The following is a 21,063-nucleotide window of genomic DNA, read 5'->3' on the forward strand; positions in this document are numbered from 1 at the left end:
CCATCGCATTGATGACTCTTAAAAAATATATTCACTTATTGACTGGTCTCTTTATTCTGCTTCCGCAACAACTTCCTTCACTTCAGGAATCATTCTTTTCATCATTCCCTCGATCCCTGCCTTAAGCGTGATCATGCTCGAAGGGCATCCGCTGCAGCTTCCCTGCAGCATCAGGTTCACCACACCTTCATTGTAGCTTTTGAACTGGATTGCGCCGCCATCCATTTCTACTGCCGGCTTCACATAGTTCTCCAGTAATTCCTTGATGCGTTTTACCACGTCATCATCATCAGCGCTTACTTCGTTGCTACTTTGGGGTTTGAAGGACGCTACTTCCTCCTCGTTAACCACCGCTTTGCCCTCTTCCAGGTAATCTTTAAGGAATTGGCGGATGCTTGGGATCACATCATTCCATTCCGTTTCACTTGTTTTAGTGAGGGTAACGAAATTGCTGGCAATGAATACACTTCTTATAAATGGAAAACCAAACAGCTCAATAGCGAGCGGTGAAGGCTTTGCGCTTTCGATATCTGGAAAATCGATGCTTTTGCCCGGGTACAACAACTTATTGGCCACGAACTTCATGGTCTCCGGGTTAGGCGTCATTTCTGTATAGATACTGATAACAGGGTTTCCGGTCTTTATCATAATTCGACAGATTTACTCGCAAAAATAACAATAAGCAGGCAGCAATGTTTGTAAAATCCGGAAACTTAGTGGTTGCAGTCTGTAGCATGACAATGGTTTGCCCTGCGGCAAAGCTGGAAATTGCGAAAATGCGCCGTTACTATGCTGATCACGGCCGGAACGAGGAACCATACCTGCAAGTGGTGCCAGGTCTGCTTAGCCAGCAAAAGAGCTATTCCCAGCCCGAACATCAGGAAAGGTCCGGAGCGGTGATGGTGCTTTTTGTAGCCATGATACAGGGAAATAGCCCCGATCAGGAAAGCCAGGAAGATCATCAAATACTCAAACGGCAAATTTTCAATGATATTGATGCCGAAAATGGGCAGGCTCGTCAGCAATAGCGGAAGTACTGCGCAATGTATGGCGCAGGCGAGCGAAGTTGCAATTCCAAGGGCATCCCAGTTGATCTTAAATCCCATAAAGGATGGCAAAAATAAGAAGATGCAACTTTGTTGCAAAATCTTTCTTCTTTGAAAGGAAGCGAACAGAATTGGCCCTTAGCTGTAACTTTGTATGCCATGAAAAAAAGTACCTGGTTTTATCTGCTGTTTTTTGCCGTATTATTTGTAGGATTCCTGTTCGCCATGACGAAGGTTTTGCCTGGCTTTGGCGAAGTTAAAATGCCTGTTTTAAGCTATGTTAAACCTTTTCACTTCCTTGACCAGGATGGGCGGCCAATTTCTGAAAGGGACGTACAAGGCAAGGTTTATGTAGCCGAATACTTCTTTACAACCTGCCCGGGCATCTGTCCGAAAATGAACCGGAATATGAAGCTTGTGTTCGATCAGTACAAGACTGAGCCAGGGTTCATGATCCTGTCGCATTCTGTCGATCCCGGAACAGACTCAGTGGCACGGATGAAGTCGTATGCAGATTCACTTGGTGTCAATGGTGGAAACTGGCGGTTCCTGACAGGTAGTAAGGACAGCCTGTATGAAGCGGCCAGGGTGAGTTACCTACTCGATGATCCCCGGAACAACAACGGTAGTATTGAAGACCAGTTTATACATACCCAGTTTTTTGCCCTTGTTGATAAGTCTGGCCGCGTACGCCGGATCTATGACGGGCTGAAGAAAGATGAAGTGGAGAGCCTGATAAAAGACATTCCCGAATTGCTTAAGGAGAAAGAGTCCGGCGGTCCCAGGTTTTCAAACGGACTCTTCAATAATAATCCATAGTAGCCATGCACGAGGTCATTGAGAATATATTGAAGCGGAACCAGCTAAGTGTTACCGGAAGCCGGGTAAGGATCCTCGAGTTGTTCCTTGGCCAACAGGGTGCACTTGCCCACGGCGATATTGAAAAGCGTACAGGGGAAAAATTCGACAGGGTTACTGTTTACAGGACTCTGCAGGTTTTTCTCAACAAGGGCATTATCCATACCATTCCAACCGCAGACAACAGCATTCGCTATGCCCTCTGTAAAGATGACTGCGCCGGTGGTCACCACCACGATAACCACGTACATTTTGTGTGCAATGAATGTGGCAGTACGATCTGCCTTGATGAAGTAACGATTCCCGGCGTTAAACTGCCCATCGGATTTGAGCCGACCCAGGTTGAAATGGTCATCAGCGGGGTGTGTAAGGACTGCCGCGAAAAATAAACTCCTGGAGAGCTCCCGCTTAACGGTAAAATAACACGGAAAAAGAGTGGCTGAACCTCCTGTTTGACCTTAAAATACCCGTTTTAGAACCTCCTGAAAAAATAAAGCCCCGATGTAGACACACCGGGACTTTTGGTTAAGGCTCTGATTAGTAGCTATTTCTGAAGAGGTTTTATCCTCTAAGTGTTTTCCTGTACAAATATATTGTTATAAATCATCTAATGCAAGTTTTTCCTATACCCTAATCCGGGTATTTTTCCACTTTATTGAAGTTTACTCAATTCAGTGCGGACGAACTCCATCAATGTTTTAACACGGTTCGGACCCAGGTCAAAACTGATACCGGCCTCGGCATACAGTTCAGGCAATGTCCTGGTTCCACCTAACGAAAGAGCTTTCATATAATTGTCAAGTGCCAGCTCCTTATTTTCTTTGTATTGCATCCACATTCCGATTGCTCCGAGCTGTGCGATGCCATATTCGATATAGTAAAACGGCACTTCGAAAAGGTGTAATTGTCTTTGCCAGCCAAACTTTCTGAATTCTTCCAATCCACTCAGGTCAAGAACACCTGTCGAAAATTCATCATTGATCTCTAACCATTTTTCTGCACGCTCTTCGGGAGTGTGATTCGGATGTTCGTAGACCCAATGCTGAAACTTGTCAATGATCGCGATCCAGGGAAATATGGTTATCACTCTTTCCAGTTGGTGTAACCGTGCTCTCACCAGTTCTTCTTCGCTATTAAAAAAAGTGTGCCAATAATCCATGCTGAAGAGCTCCATACTCATGCTTGCCACTTCAGCAATTTCCATCGGGTACTCTTTGAAAGCACTCAGCTCAAGCGGGTGCGCAAGGAATGAGTGTACAGCGTGTCCGCCTTCATGCACCATCGTTGTAACGTCGTGCATTTGTCCCGCAGCATTCATGAAAATAAATGGTGCGCCTGTTTCAGCAAGTGGACAATTGTACCCACCAGGTGCTTTGCCTTTTCTGCTTTCGAGGTCTAATCGCCCCATGTCTTTCATCGTAGCAAGACAATCGGCGAAGTATGGACGAAGTTGACGAAAGCACTCGATCGTTTTTTCAAGAAGCTCGTCACCTGTATTAAATGGATGAAGAGGCTTTACACCTTCGGGCTCTGCCTCTGTATCCCATGGTCTCAGTGTGTCAAGACCGAGATCAGATTTTTTCTTTTTATATATTTCAGCAACGAGCGGCACTACGTGAAGTTTAACCGCTTCGTGAAATGCGAACGCATCCTCTTTGGTATAATCGAACCGACCCATCTCCACGAACTTATAATCGCGGTAATTTTCAAAGCCTGCATTCAATGCTACTTCGTGGCGCTTCTTAATAAGTGTCGTGTACAGTTCGTTCAGTTGTTCGCGGTCTTCATACCTTCTTCCCTGGATCTTCATATACACTTCCTCGCGGAGGGAGCGATCGTGATGTTCCAGGAATTTACTCGCCTGCTGCAGCGTATATTCCTTACCGTTAACTGTAACCGACATTTTCCCCGAAATCACTCCATACTGTTGTGCAAGTACACTGAGCTCAGCCTGGATGGGAATATTTTCAAGACGGAAAAGGTCAATGGATTTTTTGACACCCCGCAGGTAAGTAAAGTATTGTTTCTGGTCGAGTTCCTTTGTCAGCGGGTTATCGATCAGTTTCCGGTTGAGCTGGTCGGCATATGGCTGGATCTTCGGCTGGATCTCCATCACAAAAAACGTAAAGGCTTCTTCGAGCGATTTGTTTTCCGTGTCGCAGGTCATCCTGATCTGTCTCCAACATGCGTCTTCACTGATCACGGCTTCCAGTTCACTGCTGTCTTTCATCCACTTTTCCAGTTCTACACCGGAAACGACAGGTCTTTCAACCAGGTCAATAAAATAAGGCTCAAGGGCTTCCCAGGTGGTAATAGTAAAATCCTCCGGAAGGAATTGCCGCGGAGCTGCTTTGATTTCAGCAACCATACAATCTGATATTTGAGGTTTGACAAATGAGGAACCTGGTGGTTATTCCTCTTTCTTCTTACGGGCCGTCTTTTTCGGCTTTTCCTCAGTGGCTTCCTCCGTAGCTGCTTCTTTTTTAGGCGCAGCCTTTTTCTTGGCAGCCTTAACCGGTTTTGCTTCTTCTGTCTCGGCAGGTGCAGCTTCAGCTTTTGCAGCTGATGCCTTGGCCGACTTCGTTTTTGCCGGCGCAGCAGCTTCTTCTACCGGTTCTGCAACTTCAGCAGGTTCTTCCACTTCCTCAGCTGGTTCGGTCAGTTTGATTTCGATTTCATTCTTCTTAAGAACCTCGAACCACTTGATCATTTTCTTCATGTCGCTTGCATAAACGCGTTCGAAGTCCATGTCAGGGTAAATCTTCTTGAAGAAAGCCTTTAAAGCAGCGGCATCCTTCCCGTCGGGAAGCTTGTCTGCGCTTTTTTCCATGGCATTGAAGACCTCAACCAGGTTTACGTTGTCACGTACTGTATATATTTCTATGCTCTCGAGATGAGAAAAGTTGTGTATGCGGGAAGACACGAATTTGGTAGACCTGTCGTCTAGCGAACGTACGATGGCCCCGTCGTTTTTACTGCTGACCAGTTCAAATAATCCCGGCAATCCGGTAACGGCTATGATTCTATTATATTCCATAACTGATAGTTGTAAAGGACGTGCAAGATAATGTAAAATTTCAGGCATCCATCCAATCCTTAAAACTGGCGGTCTGTTCGCTGCTTACGATTACTTCCTCCGGGGCGGCCGGATGCAGTTCCACAAGGAGTTTGCCTTTACCGAATCCCTTAAGTTTCCGGATGGCATTGATATTTGCCAGGTATTTCCGGTTCAGCCGGAAGAAATGGGCGGGGTCCAGTTCACGTTCCAGATCAGAGAGGGACTTGTCGAGCAGGTAGCGCTGACCCTGTCCATCGATGAGGCAGACCAGTTTATGGGCCGCATAACAATAGGCGATATCGTCGGTCTTAAGGGTTACATAATCGGGGCCTCTCTTTATCAGGAACCTTTTTTTATAGCTCGGCGGGTGCTGCTGCCAGTTACGCAGCTGTTCCAGTGCTCCAGCGAAGTGCTGTTTCAGGGATTCATATTTTTTTAACGCCGCTTCGAGCTTTTCCTGGCGGATGGGTTTCAGCAGGTAATCTATACTGTTACATTCAAACGCCTCCTGCCAGTATTCGTCATAAGCTGTCGCAAAAATCACTGGACAATCTATACTGACCTGCTCGAAGATGCGGAAAGACTGGCCGTCGCTTAGTTCAATGTCCATAAAGATCAGGTCCGGGCGCTGATTTTGCTGCAACCACTGCACGCTGTCACGAACGCTGCCGGTAATGCCAAGCAGTTCAATTTCAACAGGTGCCTGTTCAAGTGCCGTGGTAAGTTTGGCTGCTGCCGGGGCTTCATCTTCTATGATGAGTATTTTCATAGCTGGAGCTTAGTCAAGGTTCAATAATGGCATCCGGATGCAGAACTCATTGTCTGTAACGGAAATAGTGATGTCACGTGAAGTAACCATTTTATAGCGTTCACGGAGGTTTGCCAGGCCAATACCGTTAGAATTACGGTCGGTGATCTTTTCCCTGGTCCGGTTGGAAAAGACAAGTGTTCCGTGATCCAGTTGCAGGCTGATCCGAAGCGGGTGTTGCGGACCGAAGTCGTTGTGTTTGATGGCATTTTCCATAAGGAGTTGTAACGAGATCGGGGGCACCAGGAACCGTTCCTCTTCTTCCAGGCTTACCCTATTGTCAAGTTGCAGGCCTTCTTCAAACCTGATTTTCAAAAGATCAAAATAGTTCCGCAGGAAGCTCATTTCCTCTGAAAGCATCACGAGGTCGCGCCCTTTATTATGAAGGATATAACGGTATACTTCGGCCATATTATCGTTGAACTTGCGGGCTTTCTGCGGCGACGCTTCAATAAGGTGGCTCAGCGTATTCAGTGAATTGAAAATGAAATGCGGGTCTATCTGGTTTTTAAGCGCCTGCAGTGCAGCTTCGGTCCTTGCCCTTTCGAGCTGTGTGTTCAGCAGCATCTCCTTCTCGGATTCTTTCACCAGGAACACGGTTTCATACACATGCACAATAAAAACCACGGCGATCAGGATAATGAGTGTGCTCTGCATCACCACATTCCAGTTTACCTCGCCATGAAGGAAAAGATGATACCATCCCGTCAGCATCAGGACACTAATGGGGATCGTGTAAAACGGGATCACAAGCAGCAGTGCCCCGATCTTGCGGAGGGGATGGTTGAACCAGTTGAAATAAGTCCGGAGGGTGAACAGGAGGTACCGGTTTCCCTGCCAGACAATAAATGCGATTCCGATGGTGTACAGGTAACTCAGCTTAACCTGCCAAAGGGTGAGCAGGGAATGGGGGATCATCCTCGTCGCCAGGGGAATGGCAATTCCGAGGAATGGGATGAGGATCACACGAAAGCCGACATCGTTCATGTGCTGAACGCCTGAAACGGGGTTTGTCGGTGATATTTCCGGGTTCATTCCCATTATGGCAGGTTTGGGTCGGCCCTGTTTGGACACCATGAAATTAGACAATAGTTTAGGATGCAAAACACGCTTATGGACATGTCAACAATTAACTGGCTGGCTGTACTGGTAGCCGGGCTATCCAGTTTCGTAATCGGTGGAATCTGGTATTCACCGGGCTTATTCGGGAATCCATGGATGAAAGACAGCAATCTTTCTGAAGACGAGATCCGGAAAAGCAATAAAGGAAAGATCTTTGGGTTCACAGCGATCTTTTCGCTCGTTATGGCCGCGAACCTGGCCATGTTCCTCGTCGATTCTCCTACCATGAAAACTGACCTTGCCTGGGGTACGACCGCAGGTTTCCTGGCAGGTATCTGGACTTTTTGTGCGGTAGCGATCCATAGCCTGTTCGAGCTGAAAAGCTGGAGGCATATCCTCATCAACGGCGGATACAGTGTAGTGTCACTGACCCTGATGGGAGCAATTATCGGGTTGTGGAGATAGATTGAATTTTTTCATCCTAATAACCAATTATTATGGCACAACAACACGCTGTCAGCTGGTTTGAGATCCCTACGTCGGACATCGACAGGGCGCAAAAGTTTTATGAATCAATATTTGGAATCGAAATGGTTCCCATGAATTTTCCCAATCTCCAGATGCGGATGTTCCCGGTGCAGGATCCCATGAGCGGCGTCAGCGGGGCATTAAGCTATGCCCCTGATTTCTATGAACCGGCTTCAAACGGGACGATGGTCTACCTGAATGCCAATCCCGACGTACAGGTCGTGCTGGATAAAGTGGAAGGCGCCGGTGGAAGGGTACTGGTACCCAAGACAGAAGTCAGTCCTGAGATCGGTTTCATGGGAGTGTTCATAGACACCGAGGGAAACAGGGTGGCATTGCATTCTATTCCACAAAAATGAGGGCATTATGAACAATCATTTTGACTGGAGCCGGTTTGTGGTGCGGATCAATATTGATGCACCGGCTCAAAAGCTGTATTCCTCCTGGGCAACGAGTGAGGGAATGGAGACATGGTTTCTGCGATTGTGCGAATACACTACGAAAGGTGGTAAATTGCTGGCACATCCCGACTCTGCTTCAAAGGGCGATCGGTATAAATTTCTTTGGCATGGCTGGCCGGATGAAACTGTTGAATTTGGAGAGATCATGGAGGCCAACGGTACCGATATGTTCAAGTTCAGTTTCGGCAAGGCAGGCCACTGTACCGTGCGAATCCTGCCTTCAGGTAAAGAACAGATCGTAGAGCTCGAGCAGGATTCCATTCCGACGGACGAAGAAGGCAAGGCCTTATTCCATATCGGATGTAAAACGGGGTGGACTTTTTACCTTGCAAACCTGAAGAGCATGATGGAAGGGGAAATAGACCTGAGAAACAGGGATGTGAGCCTTCAGAACATGTTGAATTCCTGAACATGATCAATAGTATAATCGCCATTCTCTGCCTGAGTTTTTCATTTGTCCAGCACCTTGATGAACCTGCACAGGACAAAAAAATCTTTACCCGCCTGCAAGTGCTGGAAGGATTATGGGTGCGGGCAGGAGGGGATGACGAATTATACGAGGAATGGGTAAAAGTTGACAACAACCAGCTGCAGGGACGGGTGTTCCGCATCAATAATGGCGATACCGTCGTTTCAGAACAGGTTACCCTTTCCAGGAGGCAGCATCAGATTGTATTTGTCGCCTCGGTAGTCAACCAGAATAAACAGCAGCCAATTCCATTCTTCCTGATCTCTTCAAAGGAAAAGACCTTCGTGTTCCAAAACCCGACACACGATTTTCCGAAACGCGTTGTTTACAGGATAGCCACGCCTGATTCGATCCATGCCTGGATCGACGGCGGAACCGGCGAAACAGCCCGCCGGGTTGATTACCATTACAAGCGGGTGCGTTAGTTATTTGCGGGTAAACTTGATCTCCATCGTTTTGAATTCCTTTCCAGTCTGGTTGATATACATTTCCAGGATCTGGTTATTGTCATCGACGTATTTGAAAACTTCACGGCATTTCATGTCCTTTCCTGTGAGCGGGTCTACAGACTTGCCTTCGAAATTTATGGTTTTGGTGGCAGGGTCGTACTTCCCTTCCATAGTCATGATACCAGTGCCCATATTGTCCATCCAGGTGGACACAAAAACCTTCTTCGCATTGTCATAGGCCAGGGTTCCGATCCCCTCCATGGGCATGCCCATAAAATCGCCGGTATAACGCTGTTCCTGGTAGCGGCCGCCCAGGATCATTTTGTTGACCATTTTGCCGGTGGATTTTGTGGGAGTTGCATTTGGATCCATCCAGCTGCTGATTTCGGCTGCCCATTCGCCCTCATCCTTTGCGAGCATTTTGTGGAATTCCCCGGGTGTCATGTAAGCCTGCCAGGCCTTCATCATATCATCCTGTGAAACGGACTGGGCAGGTAGTTGGTTGGTAAGGAATAAAGTAAAAACGCAACCAACGATAATCATGGTTATTCGTTTCATAAAAAGTATTTCCTTAAAGTTACGAAAACTGCGGGGGTCAGTTTTTGTTCAGGTCGGCCAGCACTGCTTCGATCCTTTGTACCAGGGACTCCTTGTCTGTGAAACCGCGCGAAAGCAGGAAAAACTTGGATTCGCTTACCTGCATCAGTACACTTGGGTAGCCGTTGACCTGCAATTGTTTGCAAAGCGAAAATTCGTAGTAAGCTTTTTCCTTGTACACATCACTCGCCAGCTTTTCATAAAACTGGTCTGCATCGATGCCATATTTTTCAAGCAGGTGCCGATAAGCTTCATTGTCACAAAGATCACGACCTTCGAAATGAAGCGCATACTGCAGATCAGCAGCAAACTCCACCTGGCGGTCAGGGAAATATTCCTTAAAAACGCAAAGGGCAATTGCAGGCTTTTCTGAATTGGGATACCAGTCGCTTTCCTCCGGGTGGAAGATATGCCAGAGGTAATCTTCACCAAAGCGGATGCCTGTCATTTCCTCTACGGATTTATAGGCCTCGCTGATATAACCAGCCATTATACCGATGTGCCGCGGCTGGTCTGGCAGGATCATGCCGCCTGAAAGCACTTCAAATGCGATCCTGTCTGAATACAAATCACTGATTTCTTTGATAACGGGACTGAATCCGTAACACCATCCACAATATGCATCGTAACAGTAGAAAATAGTAGGCGACATACTGCAAATTAAGGCTCATTTCGATTTGACGCGCTCAAACCTTTCTTCGTAATCTTTCCTGATCGTTCCCATGATACGGTCCCAGAACAGGAAGTATAGTCCATAATTGCCATTAAAATACTGGTGGTGCTGGTTGTGATTGACTGACGTATTAATCCATTTTCCAATGCGATGCCTGCTGAACCATTTCGGATAAAGCTCATACCCGAGATGGCCATAAACATTATAAGCGATCATAAAGAGAAAAAAGAAGAACAGGTGAAGTCCGTGAATCGGCATCAGGAAGAGAAATACCGGAACAATCCCCGCTTCCACAACAGCTTCAAGGGGATGAAATGAATAGGCTGCCCACGGTGACGGATTGGTGGACCTGTGATGCACGAGATGAAACCACCTGAACAATTTCGGATGATGCATCAGTCGGTGGGTCCAGTAGAAATAAGTATCATGCAACACAAGCATAACCGGGAATGCCGCGAAAAAATAGATCCAGCCATGTTCTGCGATATTGGTGTAGAACCTGGTGTACGGGCGAACGTCCGGGTTGCGGATCAACAGGAAGGGTACCAGGGCAAAAATGGCAATGGTAATTGTGGAATAACCTATTTCGCGGGTATAATCTGACCGGGAAGGATAGCGCTGCTGGATCTTTTTCGGCGCCACTTTTTTCCTGAGTAATACATAGCCCAGCAGGAACGCGATTCCTGCCAGCACAAAGTATCGTCCGCCGATCAGCCGGGCAACTTCAAAATAAGCTTCCCAGGTCATGCCTAAGATTGTTTTACAAATTTCCAGTTACGTGACTTCCCTTCCCCGAGCCACTCAATTGTCTGTATCAATCGCTTTTCCCTTGTGGGCTCGGTTTTAGCTTCCGCTATCCATTCCACATATTCCTTTTTATGGCTGTAGCTGAAGGCTTCAAATGTTTCACGGGCCTTACGGTTTTTCTTCAGGGCCGAAAGTAGTTCTTCGGGGATTTCCAGCTCTTTCTTTTCAGCAGCCGGTTTCTTTGCGACTTTTATCCCTTTATCATTCAGCTCCATTGCCTCTTTAATGAAAGCAACCAGTTTTTTATCCTGTGGCAAGTCCTTTAATGAAGTTATGCGACCCAGGTGTCCCATTGATGTTTCCGATGCGGCATTGTCCATCAGCATCGGGTCCTTCATCAGCGACGCTTTCCAGAACCCCATTACGCAATGGCCTTTGAACGCAGCCATGCTGCACATCATTTCACCCTTATAGTCGAAATGCGGCATGCTCCATTTCAATGTCTCAGTTACCTCGGGACATGCCTTATGCACTATCATGCGGATGTGCTCCAGGATTGGCTTTGCGAAATCAGCAGCTTTCGCAATGTAAGCGTCGATTCGGGGATCTTTCACTATTAAAATTTTAGTGTGCTTCGAGCCAGTTCAGGCCTTGTCCCACCTCTGCAATTACCGGTACGTTGTTGGGTAACGGTAGCGCGTTCTGCATGCTTTCGATGATCAGCGGTTTCAGGATCTCCACTTCCTCGTTGACTGCGTCAAAAAGCAATTCGTCATGCACCTGCAGGATCATCCGGCTTTTCAGCTTTTCTTTTTTCATTACCTCGTGCATTGCTGTCATTGCCAGTTTGATCATGTCAGCTGCCGTTCCCTGGATAGGAGAGTTGATGGCGTTCCTTTCCGCAAACCCGCGAACGGTAAAGTTGGACGAGTTAATGTCACGCAGCCAGCGTTTTCTTCCCATCAGGGTCTGCACATAACCATGTTCTTTGGCAAATGAAACCGTATCATCCATATAACGGGTTATGCCGTTGAATTCCTTTTTATAGTTGTCAATGATCTGCTTCGCTTCGGTTCTGCTGATTCCCAGGTTGTCTGCCAGTCCAAATGCCCCCTGTCCGTAGATGATCCCAAAGTTCACGCTTTTCGCCTTTCTGCGCTGGTCTTTTGTTACCTCTGATTCCTCAATTCCATATACCTGTGCAGCCGTTGCAGTATGGATGTCTTTGCCAAGACGAAACGCCTCGCACATTTTTTCATCACTGCTGATCGCAGCAACAATCCGCAGTTCGATCTGCGAGTAATCTGCAGACAGGATCGTATGGTTTTGATCGCGTGGAACAAATGCCTTCCGGATCTCCCTTCCCCGCTCTGTTCTTACGGGAATGTTCTGCAGGTTAGGATTGTTGCTCGATAAACGGCCCGTTACCGCAACTGCCTGTGCATAGGAGGTGTGCACGCGACCGGTTTTTCGGTTGATCATCAACGGGAGTGCATCGACATAAGTTGATTTAAGTTTTGTGAGCTCACGGTAAGCCAGGATATCATCTACGATCGGGTTTTGCATCGCCAGCTTGGCAAGTACATCTTCACCGGTTGCGTACTGTCCGGTCTTGGTCTTTTTCGCTTTTGGATCAAGTTTTAGTTTCTCAAACAGTACTTCACCTAATTGTTTTGGTGAAGACAGGTTGAATCTTACACCGGCATGTTCATATACACGTTCTTCGGCAGCCTTTGCATCACGTTCCAGTTCTTTTGAATAGTCGAGTAGAAAATTCGTATCCACCTTTACTCCTTCGAACTCCATATCGGTGAGAACCTTCACCAGTGGATTCTCCACTTTTTCAAAGACCTTCTGCACGTTTAGGTTTTTCAGCTGGGGCGTGAATGAGTGTTTCAGCTGCAGGGTTATGTCAGCATCTTCAGCCGCGTACTCCTTCACTTTTTCCACTTCCACATCGCGCATGTTTCCCTGGTTCTTGCCTTTCTTGCCAATGAGATCTTCAATGGGCACAGGCTCATACCCGAGATATTTTGCACTCAGCAGATCCATGCTGCGTTTCCCATCCGGTTCAATAACATAATGCGCAAGCATTGTATCGAAAAGGTTCCCGGCAAGTTCAACGCCATACCATTTCAGGATGAGCAGGTCATACTTGACGTTCTGACCAATCCAGGTTTTGGACTTGTCGGCGAAAAGCGGTCCCAGTTGGGTGAGGATCTTCCTGGTGGCGTCCTGGTCAGGGGGCGTGGGAATGAAATAGCCCTCATGCGGAGCAACGGAAAAACTAAGTCCTACCAGCTCAGCATCATTTGCATCGATACTGGTGGTTTCCGTGTCGAAGCTGATCTCTTCAAACGGTTCAAGCTTTTTCATGAGGGCGGCAATGGCATCTTCACCCTGCACCAGCTCGTACCTGTGTGGCGTATTGTTAATGTTGCGATCCACTGTTATAACGGCCTCGGAAACTGCTTCCTCGGGGCTGAAGCCATTCCCGGATTTTACCGGGAGAGTAGTATCAGTTACATTTCCAAAGAGATCAGTCTGCACACCTTTTGGTGCCTGTTGTGCACCGGGGGTCAGGATCTCTTCGCCAAGGATCCGTTTAGCGGCGGTACGGAATTCCAGCTCCGTAAATACATCCCTCAGCGCATCACGGTTCCAGTCCTTGAGCCTGAAGTCCTCCTCGTGAAATTCAACCGGCACATTTGTGATGATGGTAGCGAGTTTTTTCGACATGATCGCGGATTCCTTTCCTCTCCTGATCTTTTCTCCCAGTGCGCCTTTGATCCCATCGGCGCTGGCGATCACATTTTCGAGCGTTCCATATTCTGCAAGCAGCTTGGCTGCAGTTTTTTCTCCCACTCCCTCTATGCCTGGAATGTTGTCCACGGCATCACCCATCAGGCCCAGGATATCAATCACCTGTTCTACTGATTTGATATTCCATTTGCTGCACACTTCTTCAGGTCCCATGATCTCAATATCGCCTCCCTGGTAGCCTGGCTTGTAAATGCGGATCCTGTCTGAAACGAGCTGGCCATAGTCCTTGTCAGGAGTGACCATGAACACATCATATCCGGCAGCTGCGGCTTGTTTGCTCAGGGTGCCCACTACATCATCTGCTTCATACCCGTCAATTTCAACCACGGGGATGTTGAACCCGCGGATAATACGTTTGATATCCGGTATTGCGATCAGCAGGTCCTCAGGCGCTTCCTGGCGGTTGGCTTTATAATCGGAGAAATCGGTATGTCTCTCAGTAGGAGCCTGTGTATCGAAGCACACTGCCATATGGGTGGGCTTTCGGTTATTGATCAGTTCCAGCAGGGCGTTTGTGAACCCGAACTGCGCGTTCGTGTTCTTTCCCTGCGAAGTGATACGGGGGCTGCGGATAAGAGCATAATAAGCCCGGAAGATCAGGGCCATGGCATCGAGTAGAAAGAGGCGTTTGTCCATGGAACAAAAATAGGTTAGTTTGAGGTATACATTTTCCCGTGATATGAACAGACTTTTCCTGCCGCTGTTGCTGGTCACCGGCTGGCAATTACAGGCGCAACAAATCCCGTTTGACCGTTTCCATAAACCTGCTGAAAACCCGATCCTGCGGGCGGATTCTGCGTACCATTTTTACTGTCCTGTGCAAAAAAAGGAAGTGAAGTGGCAACGCGCTGATGTTTTCAACCCCGCTTCGATCGTGCGCGACAACAAGGTATATATGTTATACCGTTGTGAAGACAATCCAGCCGCTATACTCGGCGAAAGAACTTCGAGGATCGGTCTCGCGGTTAGTGACGACGGACTTCACTTTACCAAGTTCCCCGAGCCGGTCCTCTATCCGGAGCCGGGACCATTTCTTAAATATGATTACCCCGGAGGCTGTGAGGATCCACGGTTAGCTGTAACCGAAGATGGTCTTTACGTGATGACTTACACAAGCTGGAACCGGGATAAAGCCAGATTGTCAGTTGCTTTTTCGAAAGATCTGAAAAAGTGGGAGAAGAAAGGGCCGGCCTTCCTGCGTGCACACAATGGAAAATTTGCAAACGACTGGTCGAAGTCAGGTTCGATTGTTACGAAGGGCACAGGGAATGACCAGGCAATTGCGAAGATCAACGGAAAGTATTGGATGTACTGGGGTGAATTGTTCGTGAACCTTGCCTGGTCTGAAAACCTGTATGACTGGTATCCTTTACTGAATGATGATGGCTCGTTGTTGCAGGTGATAGCGCCAAGGAAAGGCATGTTTGACAGTCATCTTACAGAATGTGGTCCGCCTGCATTACTTACTGACGAAGGCGTAACGCTTATTTATAATGGCAGGAATGCAGAAGATGACAAGGCTGATCCACTATTAGCGAAAGGCACGTATACCGTGGGTCGTGTAGTATTTGACAGGAACGACCTGAAGAAAGTTATTCATCGTTCCGACACTTATTTCCTGAAGCCAGACCTGCCTCATGAAGTAACAGGACAGTATAAAAGCGGGACAACTTTTGCCGAGTCAATAAATTATTTTAAAGGGAAATGGTTTCTTTATTATGGCACAGCAGACTCATTTGTAGGCGTCGCAATCGCAGAATAGGCCTGAATTTGGCCAGATTGGGGTTGAATTTACTCATGCCGGAGAGTTGCAAAATCTGGTCCATGCCCCCGCCAAAATTTTCGTCTTTAACGTTAACATTTTCAATGCAGAATACTGGCATAATGATTGGAATATGATCACATAACAATTCATTTATCAAGTAAAATAACGTTTATGAAAAAGATGAAATTAGCTACTCTGGCCCTCGGGGTTTTTACTGCAGGTTTATTCGCTTTTAAAGGATTACAAACTGGATCAATAAAGGGTACAGTTAGTCCTGCTGATGCTGCAACACAAGCATGGGCACTGTCTTCATCCGATACATTAAAAGCAGCCGTTCAGAACGGTGCATTTGAAATTTCGAATGTGAAGCCCGGTGATTACCGACTGATCATCGAAGCAAAGCCACCGTATAAGAACCAGGCTAAAGATGCAGTTAGCGTGAAGGATGGTCAGCCGACAGATGTAGGTGAAATCAAGCTTGAGCAATAAGCATCTTACTTGCTTGAACGATAGCAGCATTTAGCAATGCTGCTATTTTTTTGCCCATGGCTATGAAGCTTTGAAAGAGCTTTGAAAGAGCCGTCTATAAGTATAAAACAAGTATAAAAACAGTATGCAGGAAGCTTCCCGGAAGCATCCGCGAAGCATGTTTGAAGCATGTTTGAAGCTTCCCGAAAGCTAGCCGGAAGCTGCAGAAATGCATAAACGGTTTTGATTTACAGCGGACGCCTGTATGAACGACAGGTTTTGAAGACTTTTTTTGTCTAAAGATTGAGTTTTTACACGTAGCAGCTGCATGAACGGTAAAAATTTCAAGCGAATCTGTGCATGAACAGCAACTTTTGATGAGGCCGGAAGCCAAGAATCCGGGTATTTTGACTTGTTTCACCAGGCTCAAAGGTCTTTGGCCGGGCAGGAGAGAAGGACCAAAAATGATACCAAACAGGGATCTATAGCCGATATTCCATTTTTTAGCTTTTGTTGTGAAAAACAGGGAAAGCTAATCAGAATAGCCAGCATACCCGGAATTGGCTTATATTTCATTGGAAATAAATTACCGCAAAACCAACACTTTCATTGTTATGTCATCCCGCAGATCATTTATCCGTCAATCCGCTCTTGCAGCCGGCGCACTGGCTGTACATCCTGCTCTTAATGCCATGCTCGCCAAAGGTTCGGGACTTGAAATCTCCCTTGCGCAGTGGTCGCTGCATAAGCAGTTGTTCGCAGGACAACTTGACCATCTTGACTTCGCAGCAAAGGCAAAAAAGGATTTCGGGATCTCTGCGGTTGAATATGTAACGACCTTCTTCGGGAGTAAGAAAGTGAATTTCAAAGAGGCAGGGAAGGATAAGAATTATCTTAACGAGATGCTTAAGCGCAGCAAGGATAACGGCGTGGTGAATCACCTTATCATGGTTGATGGCGAAGGTAATCTCGCGCAACTGGATGAAAAGGAAAGGCTGCAGGCCATAGATAACCACAAGAAGTGGGTTGAAGCTGCGAAGTTCCTGGGTTGCAAGACGATCCGCGTGAACCTTGCCGGCGAAGGAAGTAAGGAAGATAAAAGAAATGCCGGGGCGGATTCACTCGGTCGCCTTGGTGATTTTGCCAAAACAATGAACATCAACGTGATCGTCGAAAACCACGGTGGTGATTCCTCCAATGCTGCATGGCTCGCCAGTGTAATGAAGCAGGCCAATCGCAAGAATGTTGGCACCCTTCCTGATTTCGGGAACTTCTGCATCTCTGGTGCATGGGGTGGAACCGAAGGCGGTTGCAAGGAAAAATATGATACTTACCTGGGCGTGACAGAACTGATGCCTTTCGCAAAAGGAGTCAGCGCTAAGACCTATGATTTCAAAGAGGACGGTGAAGAGTCCACTATGGATTATAAGCGCCTTATCGATATAGTCAAAGCTGCCGGCTTCAAAGGTTATGTGGGCATCGAGTATGAAGGCGCTAAATTCTCTGAAGAAGAAGGCATCCGGAAAACAAAACAGTTGCTGGAAAAATATATCTGACCCTATTTCTTCATCTCTTCGAGTTCCTTTTGCATCCTGAACATTTCGTCGCGTAGCCTGGCCGCTTCCATGAAGTCGAGGTCGCGGGCGGCTTTCTCCATGGTTTTCTTGGTCTGGCCGATCGCTTTTTCGAGCTGGGGGATAGTTTTATATACTGCCTGGTCCTCAGCAGCAACGGTCACCAGCTCATCATTTGGCGCAAGTGCATATGGGTTCTTGATATCATAACCCTTGATGTCAAGGACTGAGGTCTGCGCCATTACCTGTTCGATGGATTTCTTTACAGTGCGGGGCACGATTCCATGCTCTTCATTGTGTACGATTTGTTTTTCGCGTCGGCGTGTAGTTTCATCGATGGTTTTCTGCATGCTTTCAGTCACCTTGTCGGCGTAGAAGATCACCAGTCCATCCACGTTACGGGCAGCACGGCCAGCTGTCTGCGTCAGTGATTTTTCATTGCGCAGGAAGCCTTCTTTATCTGCATCGAGAATAGCTACCAGTGACACTTCAGGGAGATCGAGGCCTTCCCTGAGAAGGTTTACACCTACCAGTACGTCAATGTCTCCCAGCCGCAGCTGTCGCAGGATCTCGACGCGTTCCAGGGTGTCAACTTCGCTGTGGATGTATTTTGATTTGATATCGATGCGGTGCAGGTATTTGTCCATTTCTTCCGCCATGCGCTTTGTAAGTGTGGTCACCAGTACGCGATCGCCTTTCTTAACCCGCTTGTCGATTTCATTCAGCAGGTCGTCGATCTGGTTGACACTGGGCCTTATCTCGATCGGCGGATCAAGCAATCCTGTTGGACGCACTACCTGTTCAACAACGACTCCTTCGGTCTTTTCCAGCTCATAGTCGCCGGGGGTTGCCGAAACGTAGATCACCTGGTTGAGGAGCGATTCGAATTCATGGAAGTTCAGCGGCCTGTTGTCCATTGCCGATGGAAGCCGGAACCCGAAGTCAACCAGGTTCAGTTTGCGACTCCGGTCTCCGCCGTACATTCCACTTACCTGTGGAATGGTCTGGTGGCTTTCATCAATCACACATAAAAAATCCTTAGGGAAGTAATCCAGCAGGCAGAACGGCCGGGTGCCGGGCATTCGGCGGTCAAAGAAGCGGGAGTAGTTTTCCACCCCGTTGCAATAGCCGAGCTCACGGATCATTTCCACATCATAGTTCACCCTTTCACTGAGTCGCTGGGCCTCGATAAACTTACCCTGTTGTTTGAAATATTCCACCTGGGCGGTCAGTTCATCCTGGATCTCATAAAGCACCTGCTGTTGCTGGTCCTTCGGCGCCAGGTAAAGGTTGGCAGGAAAGATAGCAGCGTTGTCGAGTTTGCCGATGCGTTTGCCCGTCTGGATCTCAAAACTCTCAATGCTTTCAATGTCATCGCCAAAAAACGCGATGCGGTAGCCTGTATCCAGGTAAGGGAGGTTGATATCAACGGTATCGCCTTTCACCCGGAAGGTTCCGCGGGTGAAATCGGTCTGTGTTCGCGAATACAGCGAGTTGACCAGGGAATGCAGGAAGCCCTGGCGGGAAAGCGTCTGCCCCTCGTGAATACGGATGATGCCATTTTCAAATTCTGTCGGGTTACCCATACCGTAGATACAGCTGACTGACGCCACAACGATTATGTCTCGCCTGCCGCTCAGTAATTGTGAAGTGGCCTGCAACCGCAGCTTATCCAGCTCGTCATTGATGGAAAGGTCTTTTTCAATATATGTATCGCTTACAGGGATATACGCTTCAGGCTGGTAGTAATCGTAATAGGAAACGAAATAGCCCACTGCGTTATCAGGGAAAAATTGCTTGAATTCACCGTACAGTTGGGCCACCAGTGTCTTGTTATGTGTCAGCACTAGTGTCGGCCTCTGCACATTCTGGATCACATTGGCAATGGTGAAGGTCTTGCCGCTACCTGTTACCCCGAGAAGGGTCTGGTCGGCTTCGCCGTTCATAACGCCTTCGGTAAGCTGCCGGATGGCTTCGGGCTGGTCGCCCGCAGGTTCATAAGATGATTTAATCTGGAAACGCATAGTGCAATTTAACAATTGAGTGTTGGGTGGCAAGCCTCCAGGTACGACCTTCGCGGGCGAAACAAACAACCAATATGTCTGATAACAGGCGAACAATTGACTTGTTCAGGAAGGCCGGGGTGGCTGAAGGGATCTCATTTTTATTGCTGCTGGGAATTGCAATGCCACTTAAATACATGGCAGGTATACCGGAAGCAGTGAAATACACGGGATGGATCCACGGATTGCTTTTCATTTACTATTGTTACCTGGTGATCGTTGCTGGCCAGGAATACAAATGGAGTTTTGGCAGGATCTTCCTGGCATTCCTTGCGTCATTGTTGCCCTTCGGTCCGTTCATTTTTGACCGGATGTTCCTGCGCACAGCCCCTGAAGGGCAGAAGGCCTGAGACGTTCCCACAGGCCCTTGCCGGCATGTCAATCTTCGATCCGTCGGTGCAGGTATTGTGAATAATCGGGTAGGTTAATGTCGTAAGGTTCCTGGATCAGGGGTGAGGTAAGTACAAAATCTGCTGTCGACTGGTCGCAGGCCACGATACAATTCCAGGCTATAGCTACCCTGAGTAAGGCCTTCACGTCACTATCGTGAGGCTGGGCTTCCATCGGGTCCCAGAAAAAGATCAGGATATCAATCTCGCCTGCGGCGATCATTGCCCCGATCTGCTGGTCACCTCCTAACGGTCCACTCAGAAGTTTTTTTACCGGTCGATCCAGGGAGTCCTCGAGCAATCGACCCGTTGTCCCTGTCGCCAGCAGCTCATGCCGCGCGAGTACCACCTTGTTCGCTTCTGCCCAATCGATCAGTTCCTTTTTCTTTTTGTCGTGTGCCACCATGGCGATCCGCTTACGGTTGTGAAGGGTCCTCTTTGTCATATTGCAATTTAGAAAACCATTAACGAAGCAGGCCCAATAGAATTCTTTTTCCGTACGTTATAGCTTCGGCACAGAAATTGTGCACATCTTTTCCACAGTCTCACGGATCAGGCTATGCGAATACTAACCCATTTCATGACTGCGGCATTGGCGTGCCTATGCACTACCCTTGCCGCACAACCGAATTTTGTCACGCCCTTACCCGGACTGGTAGCAACTGCTACCGGTTCGCTCGTTATCAGCGTACAGGACCCGGTTCACACCGCACCAGGTAAAGTACTGGTGCAATGGGAAGTTTCAGGTACTGACGACAAAGGTTTCTTCAATGTGGAACGTGCCGCATACAAAGACGGACCCTTCGAGCCTGTCGCAATCCTCCGCCAGGAGGCCAGTAGCGCAAGATTTACAGATGAACAACCCCTCAGGGGCAATAACTACTACCGCATAAAATGGGTACATGGCTCCGGGTTACAACAATTCTCCAAACTTGTCGGAACCAGCTTTGCCGGAGACCTGGCCTGTAAATTCTACCCAAATCCTGTCGACAATATGTTAATTATACGGTCCGAGCAACCGCTCGAACTTATCCTGACAGACCAGAATGGAAAAATCCGGACCAACCTCAAGTTGCGTTCCGGATTGCAGACTGTAGACGTCTCAGCCTTAGAGAAAGGCCTGTATATCATTACGTTAACTCAAACCGAGACAGGGCGCGTACTTACAGAGAAACTGGTTAAAAATTGATCGGAAACAAGTATTTATACTCAATTTTGAAAATTG

Annotated in this window: 24 protein-coding genes; 11 read left to right on the plus strand and 13 right to left on the minus strand. The window is 47.7% G+C overall.

Going from position 1 to position 21,063, the window contains the following annotated elements; genetic code table 11:
• Window positions 1-51 precede the first annotated feature (51 nt).
• Window positions 52-648 (minus strand): NifU family protein, encoded by a 597-nt coding sequence (locus OI18_RS01350; protein WP_039136343.1) that lies wholly within the window; start codon window positions 646-648, stop codon window positions 52-54.
• 65 nt (window positions 649-713) lie between these two features.
• On the minus strand, window positions 714-1,106 hold the full coding sequence (locus tag OI18_RS01355) for a MerC domain-containing protein (protein WP_039136345.1): 393 nt from the start codon (window positions 1,104-1,106) through the stop codon (window positions 714-716).
• Window positions 1,107-1,205: 99 nt separating this feature from the next.
• Between OI18_RS01355 and OI18_RS01360 the strand changes: the two genes are divergently transcribed.
• Both OI18_RS01360 and OI18_RS01365 read left to right on the plus strand, forming a co-directional pair.
• Window positions 1,206-1,865, plus strand: coding sequence for an SCO family protein (locus OI18_RS01360; RefSeq protein WP_039136666.1), 660 nt, complete (start codon window positions 1,206-1,208; stop codon window positions 1,863-1,865).
• 5 nt (window positions 1,866-1,870) lie between these two features.
• Window positions 1,871-2,293: a Fur family transcriptional regulator gene (locus tag OI18_RS01365; protein WP_039136347.1), complete on the plus strand. Its 423-nt coding sequence runs from the start codon at window positions 1,871-1,873 to the stop codon at window positions 2,291-2,293.
• A 263-nt stretch (window positions 2,294-2,556) separates the two neighbouring features.
• Here OI18_RS01365 and OI18_RS01370 read toward each other — a convergent pair whose 3' ends face one another.
• Genes OI18_RS01370 through OI18_RS01385 form a run of 4 tightly spaced genes read right to left on the minus strand, consistent with a single transcriptional unit; the run spans window position 2,557 to window position 6,847 of the window.
• Window positions 2,557-4,272, minus strand: a complete 1,716-nt coding sequence (locus OI18_RS01370; RefSeq protein ID WP_039136349.1) for a M3 family oligoendopeptidase — start codon at window positions 4,270-4,272, stop codon at window positions 2,557-2,559.
• Window positions 4,273-4,314: 42 nt separating this feature from the next.
• The gene (locus OI18_RS01375; RefSeq protein ID WP_039136350.1) at window positions 4,315-4,941 is read right to left on the minus strand and encodes a DUF5606 family protein; all 627 of its coding nucleotides are present in this window, start codon (window positions 4,939-4,941) and stop codon (window positions 4,315-4,317) included.
• Between the two features lie 40 nt (window positions 4,942-4,981).
• Window positions 4,982-5,731: a LytR/AlgR family response regulator transcription factor gene (locus tag OI18_RS01380; protein ID WP_039136352.1), complete on the minus strand. Its 750-nt coding sequence runs from the start codon at window positions 5,729-5,731 to the stop codon at window positions 4,982-4,984.
• Window positions 5,732-5,740: 9 nt separating this feature from the next.
• Window positions 5,741-6,847, minus strand: a complete 1,107-nt coding sequence (locus OI18_RS01385) for a sensor histidine kinase (protein WP_240312697.1) — start codon at window positions 6,845-6,847, stop codon at window positions 5,741-5,743.
• Between the two features lie 42 nt (window positions 6,848-6,889).
• Between OI18_RS01385 and OI18_RS01390 the strand changes: the two genes are divergently transcribed.
• Genes OI18_RS01390 through OI18_RS01405 form a run of 4 tightly spaced genes read left to right on the plus strand, consistent with a single transcriptional unit; the run spans window position 6,890 to window position 8,715 of the window.
• A complete protein-coding gene (locus OI18_RS01390) occupies window positions 6,890-7,297 on the plus strand; it encodes a DUF1761 domain-containing protein (protein WP_240312698.1) in 408 nt (135 codons plus the stop codon).
• Window positions 7,298-7,329: 32 nt separating this feature from the next.
• Window positions 7,330-7,719: a VOC family protein gene (locus tag OI18_RS01395; RefSeq protein ID WP_039136353.1), complete on the plus strand. Its 390-nt coding sequence runs from the start codon at window positions 7,330-7,332 to the stop codon at window positions 7,717-7,719.
• 7 nt (window positions 7,720-7,726) lie between these two features.
• Window positions 7,727-8,230, plus strand: a complete 504-nt coding sequence (locus OI18_RS01400) for an SRPBCC family protein (protein ID WP_039136354.1) — start codon at window positions 7,727-7,729, stop codon at window positions 8,228-8,230.
• A 2-nt stretch (window positions 8,231-8,232) separates the two neighbouring features.
• On the plus strand, window positions 8,233-8,715 hold the full coding sequence (locus OI18_RS01405) for a DUF6265 family protein (protein WP_039136356.1): 483 nt from the start codon (window positions 8,233-8,235) through the stop codon (window positions 8,713-8,715).
• On the opposite strand, the gene OI18_RS01410 is transcribed toward OI18_RS01405, so the two are convergent.
• Genes OI18_RS01410 through polA form a run of 5 tightly spaced genes read right to left on the minus strand, consistent with a single transcriptional unit; the run spans window position 8,716 to window position 14,215 of the window.
• On the minus strand, window positions 8,716-9,297 hold the full coding sequence (locus OI18_RS01410) for a DUF1579 domain-containing protein (protein WP_039136358.1): 582 nt from the start codon (window positions 9,295-9,297) through the stop codon (window positions 8,716-8,718).
• 37 nt (window positions 9,298-9,334) lie between these two features.
• A complete protein-coding gene (locus OI18_RS01415; protein WP_039136360.1) occupies window positions 9,335-9,988 on the minus strand; it encodes a DsbA family protein in 654 nt (217 codons plus the stop codon).
• A gap of 15 nt (window positions 9,989-10,003) precedes the next feature.
• Window positions 10,004-10,756 (minus strand): sterol desaturase family protein, encoded by a 753-nt coding sequence (locus OI18_RS01420; RefSeq protein WP_039136362.1) that lies wholly within the window; start codon window positions 10,754-10,756, stop codon window positions 10,004-10,006.
• 2 nt (window positions 10,757-10,758) lie between these two features.
• Window positions 10,759-11,370: a YdeI/OmpD-associated family protein gene (locus OI18_RS01425; RefSeq protein WP_205409962.1), complete on the minus strand. Its 612-nt coding sequence runs from the start codon at window positions 11,368-11,370 to the stop codon at window positions 10,759-10,761.
• Between the two features lie 10 nt (window positions 11,371-11,380).
• Entirely contained in the window at window positions 11,381-14,215 is a 2,835-nt protein-coding gene (gene polA / locus OI18_RS01430) for a DNA polymerase I (protein ID WP_039136367.1), read from the minus strand.
• A 43-nt stretch (window positions 14,216-14,258) separates the two neighbouring features.
• On the opposite strand from polA, the gene OI18_RS01435 reads away from it, so the two are divergent.
• From OI18_RS01435 to OI18_RS01445, 3 genes are all read left to right on the plus strand, one after another.
• The gene (locus OI18_RS01435) at window positions 14,259-15,341 is read left to right on the plus strand and encodes a glycoside hydrolase family 130 protein (protein WP_039136369.1); all 1,083 of its coding nucleotides are present in this window, start codon (window positions 14,259-14,261) and stop codon (window positions 15,339-15,341) included.
• A gap of 174 nt (window positions 15,342-15,515) precedes the next feature.
• Window positions 15,516-15,833 carry a peptidase associated/transthyretin-like domain-containing protein gene (locus OI18_RS01440; RefSeq protein WP_039136371.1) on the plus strand — a complete coding sequence of 106 codons (318 nt, stop codon included), beginning with the start codon at window positions 15,516-15,518 and terminating at the stop codon, window positions 15,831-15,833.
• A 593-nt stretch (window positions 15,834-16,426) separates the two neighbouring features.
• Window positions 16,427-17,368, plus strand: coding sequence for a sugar phosphate isomerase/epimerase family protein (locus OI18_RS01445; protein WP_039136672.1), 942 nt, complete (start codon window positions 16,427-16,429; stop codon window positions 17,366-17,368).
• A gap of 2 nt (window positions 17,369-17,370) precedes the next feature.
• On the opposite strand, the gene uvrB is transcribed toward OI18_RS01445, so the two are convergent.
• A complete protein-coding gene (gene uvrB / locus OI18_RS01450) occupies window positions 17,371-19,410 on the minus strand; it encodes an excinuclease ABC subunit UvrB (protein ID WP_039136373.1) in 2,040 nt (679 codons plus the stop codon).
• Between the two features lie 74 nt (window positions 19,411-19,484).
• Here uvrB and OI18_RS01455 point away from each other — a divergent pair, with 74 nt between their 5' ends.
• Window positions 19,485-19,799, plus strand: a complete 315-nt coding sequence (locus OI18_RS01455; RefSeq protein WP_039136674.1) for a DUF3817 domain-containing protein — start codon at window positions 19,485-19,487, stop codon at window positions 19,797-19,799.
• Between the two features lie 28 nt (window positions 19,800-19,827).
• Here OI18_RS01455 and OI18_RS01460 read toward each other — a convergent pair whose 3' ends face one another.
• The gene (locus tag OI18_RS01460; RefSeq protein ID WP_039136375.1) at window positions 19,828-20,283 is read right to left on the minus strand and encodes a methylglyoxal synthase; all 456 of its coding nucleotides are present in this window, start codon (window positions 20,281-20,283) and stop codon (window positions 19,828-19,830) included.
• Window positions 20,284-20,418: 135 nt separating this feature from the next.
• On the opposite strand from OI18_RS01460, the gene OI18_RS01465 reads away from it, so the two are divergent.
• Complete coding sequence (locus tag OI18_RS01465) at window positions 20,419-21,027, plus strand: T9SS type A sorting domain-containing protein (protein WP_039136377.1); 609 nt, start codon at window positions 20,419-20,421, stop codon at window positions 21,025-21,027.
• The last annotated feature ends 36 nt before the right edge of the window (window positions 21,028-21,063 follow it).

Source organism: Flavihumibacter solisilvae (genome assembly GCF_000814475.1).
Lineage (GTDB): Bacteria > Bacteroidota > Bacteroidia > Chitinophagales > Chitinophagaceae > Flavihumibacter > Flavihumibacter solisilvae.

What these genes read in the sequence shown, in the direction of transcription:
- OI18_RS01380 (WP_039136352.1), bottom strand. Translation starts at nt 5,731, where the DNA reads ATGAAAATACTCATCATAGAAGATGAAGCCCCGGCAGCAGCCAAACTT.
- OI18_RS01445 (WP_039136672.1), top strand. Translation starts at nt 16,427, where the DNA reads ATGTCATCCCGCAGATCATTTATCCGTCAATCCGCTCTTGCAGCCGGC.
- OI18_RS01465 (WP_039136377.1), top strand. Translation starts at nt 20,419, where the DNA reads ATGACTGCGGCATTGGCGTGCCTATGCACTACCCTTGCCGCACAACCG.
- OI18_RS01400 (WP_039136354.1), top strand. Translation starts at nt 7,727, where the DNA reads ATGAACAATCATTTTGACTGGAGCCGGTTTGTGGTGCGGATCAATATT.
- OI18_RS01375 (WP_039136350.1), bottom strand. Translation starts at nt 4,941, where the DNA reads ATGGAATATAATAGAATCATAGCCGTTACCGGATTGCCGGGATTATTT.
- polA (WP_039136367.1), bottom strand. Translation starts at nt 14,215, where the DNA reads ATGGACAAACGCCTCTTTCTACTCGATGCCATGGCCCTGATCTTCCGG.
- OI18_RS01360 (WP_039136666.1), top strand. Translation starts at nt 1,206, where the DNA reads ATGAAAAAAAGTACCTGGTTTTATCTGCTGTTTTTTGCCGTATTATTT.
- OI18_RS01415 (WP_039136360.1), bottom strand. Translation starts at nt 9,988, where the DNA reads ATGTCGCCTACTATTTTCTACTGTTACGATGCATATTGTGGATGGTGT.
- OI18_RS01350 (WP_039136343.1), bottom strand. Translation starts at nt 648, where the DNA reads ATGATAAAGACCGGAAACCCTGTTATCAGTATCTATACAGAAATGACG.
- OI18_RS01440 (WP_039136371.1), top strand. Translation starts at nt 15,516, where the DNA reads ATGAAAAAGATGAAATTAGCTACTCTGGCCCTCGGGGTTTTTACTGCA.
- OI18_RS01410 (WP_039136358.1), bottom strand. Translation starts at nt 9,297, where the DNA reads ATGAAACGAATAACCATGATTATCGTTGGTTGCGTTTTTACTTTATTC.
- OI18_RS01405 (WP_039136356.1), top strand. Translation starts at nt 8,233, where the DNA reads ATGATCAATAGTATAATCGCCATTCTCTGCCTGAGTTTTTCATTTGTC.
- OI18_RS01435 (WP_039136369.1), top strand. Translation starts at nt 14,259, where the DNA reads ATGAACAGACTTTTCCTGCCGCTGTTGCTGGTCACCGGCTGGCAATTA.
- OI18_RS01370 (WP_039136349.1), bottom strand. Translation starts at nt 4,272, where the DNA reads ATGGTTGCTGAAATCAAAGCAGCTCCGCGGCAATTCCTTCCGGAGGAT.
- OI18_RS01365 (WP_039136347.1), top strand. Translation starts at nt 1,871, where the DNA reads ATGCACGAGGTCATTGAGAATATATTGAAGCGGAACCAGCTAAGTGTT.
- OI18_RS01455 (WP_039136674.1), top strand. Translation starts at nt 19,485, where the DNA reads ATGTCTGATAACAGGCGAACAATTGACTTGTTCAGGAAGGCCGGGGTG.
- OI18_RS01385 (WP_240312697.1), bottom strand. Translation starts at nt 6,847, where the DNA reads ATGGTGTCCAAACAGGGCCGACCCAAACCTGCCATAATGGGAATGAAC.
- uvrB (WP_039136373.1), bottom strand. Translation starts at nt 19,410, where the DNA reads ATGCGTTTCCAGATTAAATCATCTTATGAACCTGCGGGCGACCAGCCC.
- OI18_RS01355 (WP_039136345.1), bottom strand. Translation starts at nt 1,106, where the DNA reads ATGGGATTTAAGATCAACTGGGATGCCCTTGGAATTGCAACTTCGCTC.
- OI18_RS01460 (WP_039136375.1), bottom strand. Translation starts at nt 20,283, where the DNA reads ATGACAAAGAGGACCCTTCACAACCGTAAGCGGATCGCCATGGTGGCA.
- OI18_RS01390 (WP_240312698.1), top strand. Translation starts at nt 6,890, where the DNA reads ATGTCAACAATTAACTGGCTGGCTGTACTGGTAGCCGGGCTATCCAGT.
- OI18_RS01420 (WP_039136362.1), bottom strand. Translation starts at nt 10,756, where the DNA reads ATGACCTGGGAAGCTTATTTTGAAGTTGCCCGGCTGATCGGCGGACGA.
- OI18_RS01395 (WP_039136353.1), top strand. Translation starts at nt 7,330, where the DNA reads ATGGCACAACAACACGCTGTCAGCTGGTTTGAGATCCCTACGTCGGAC.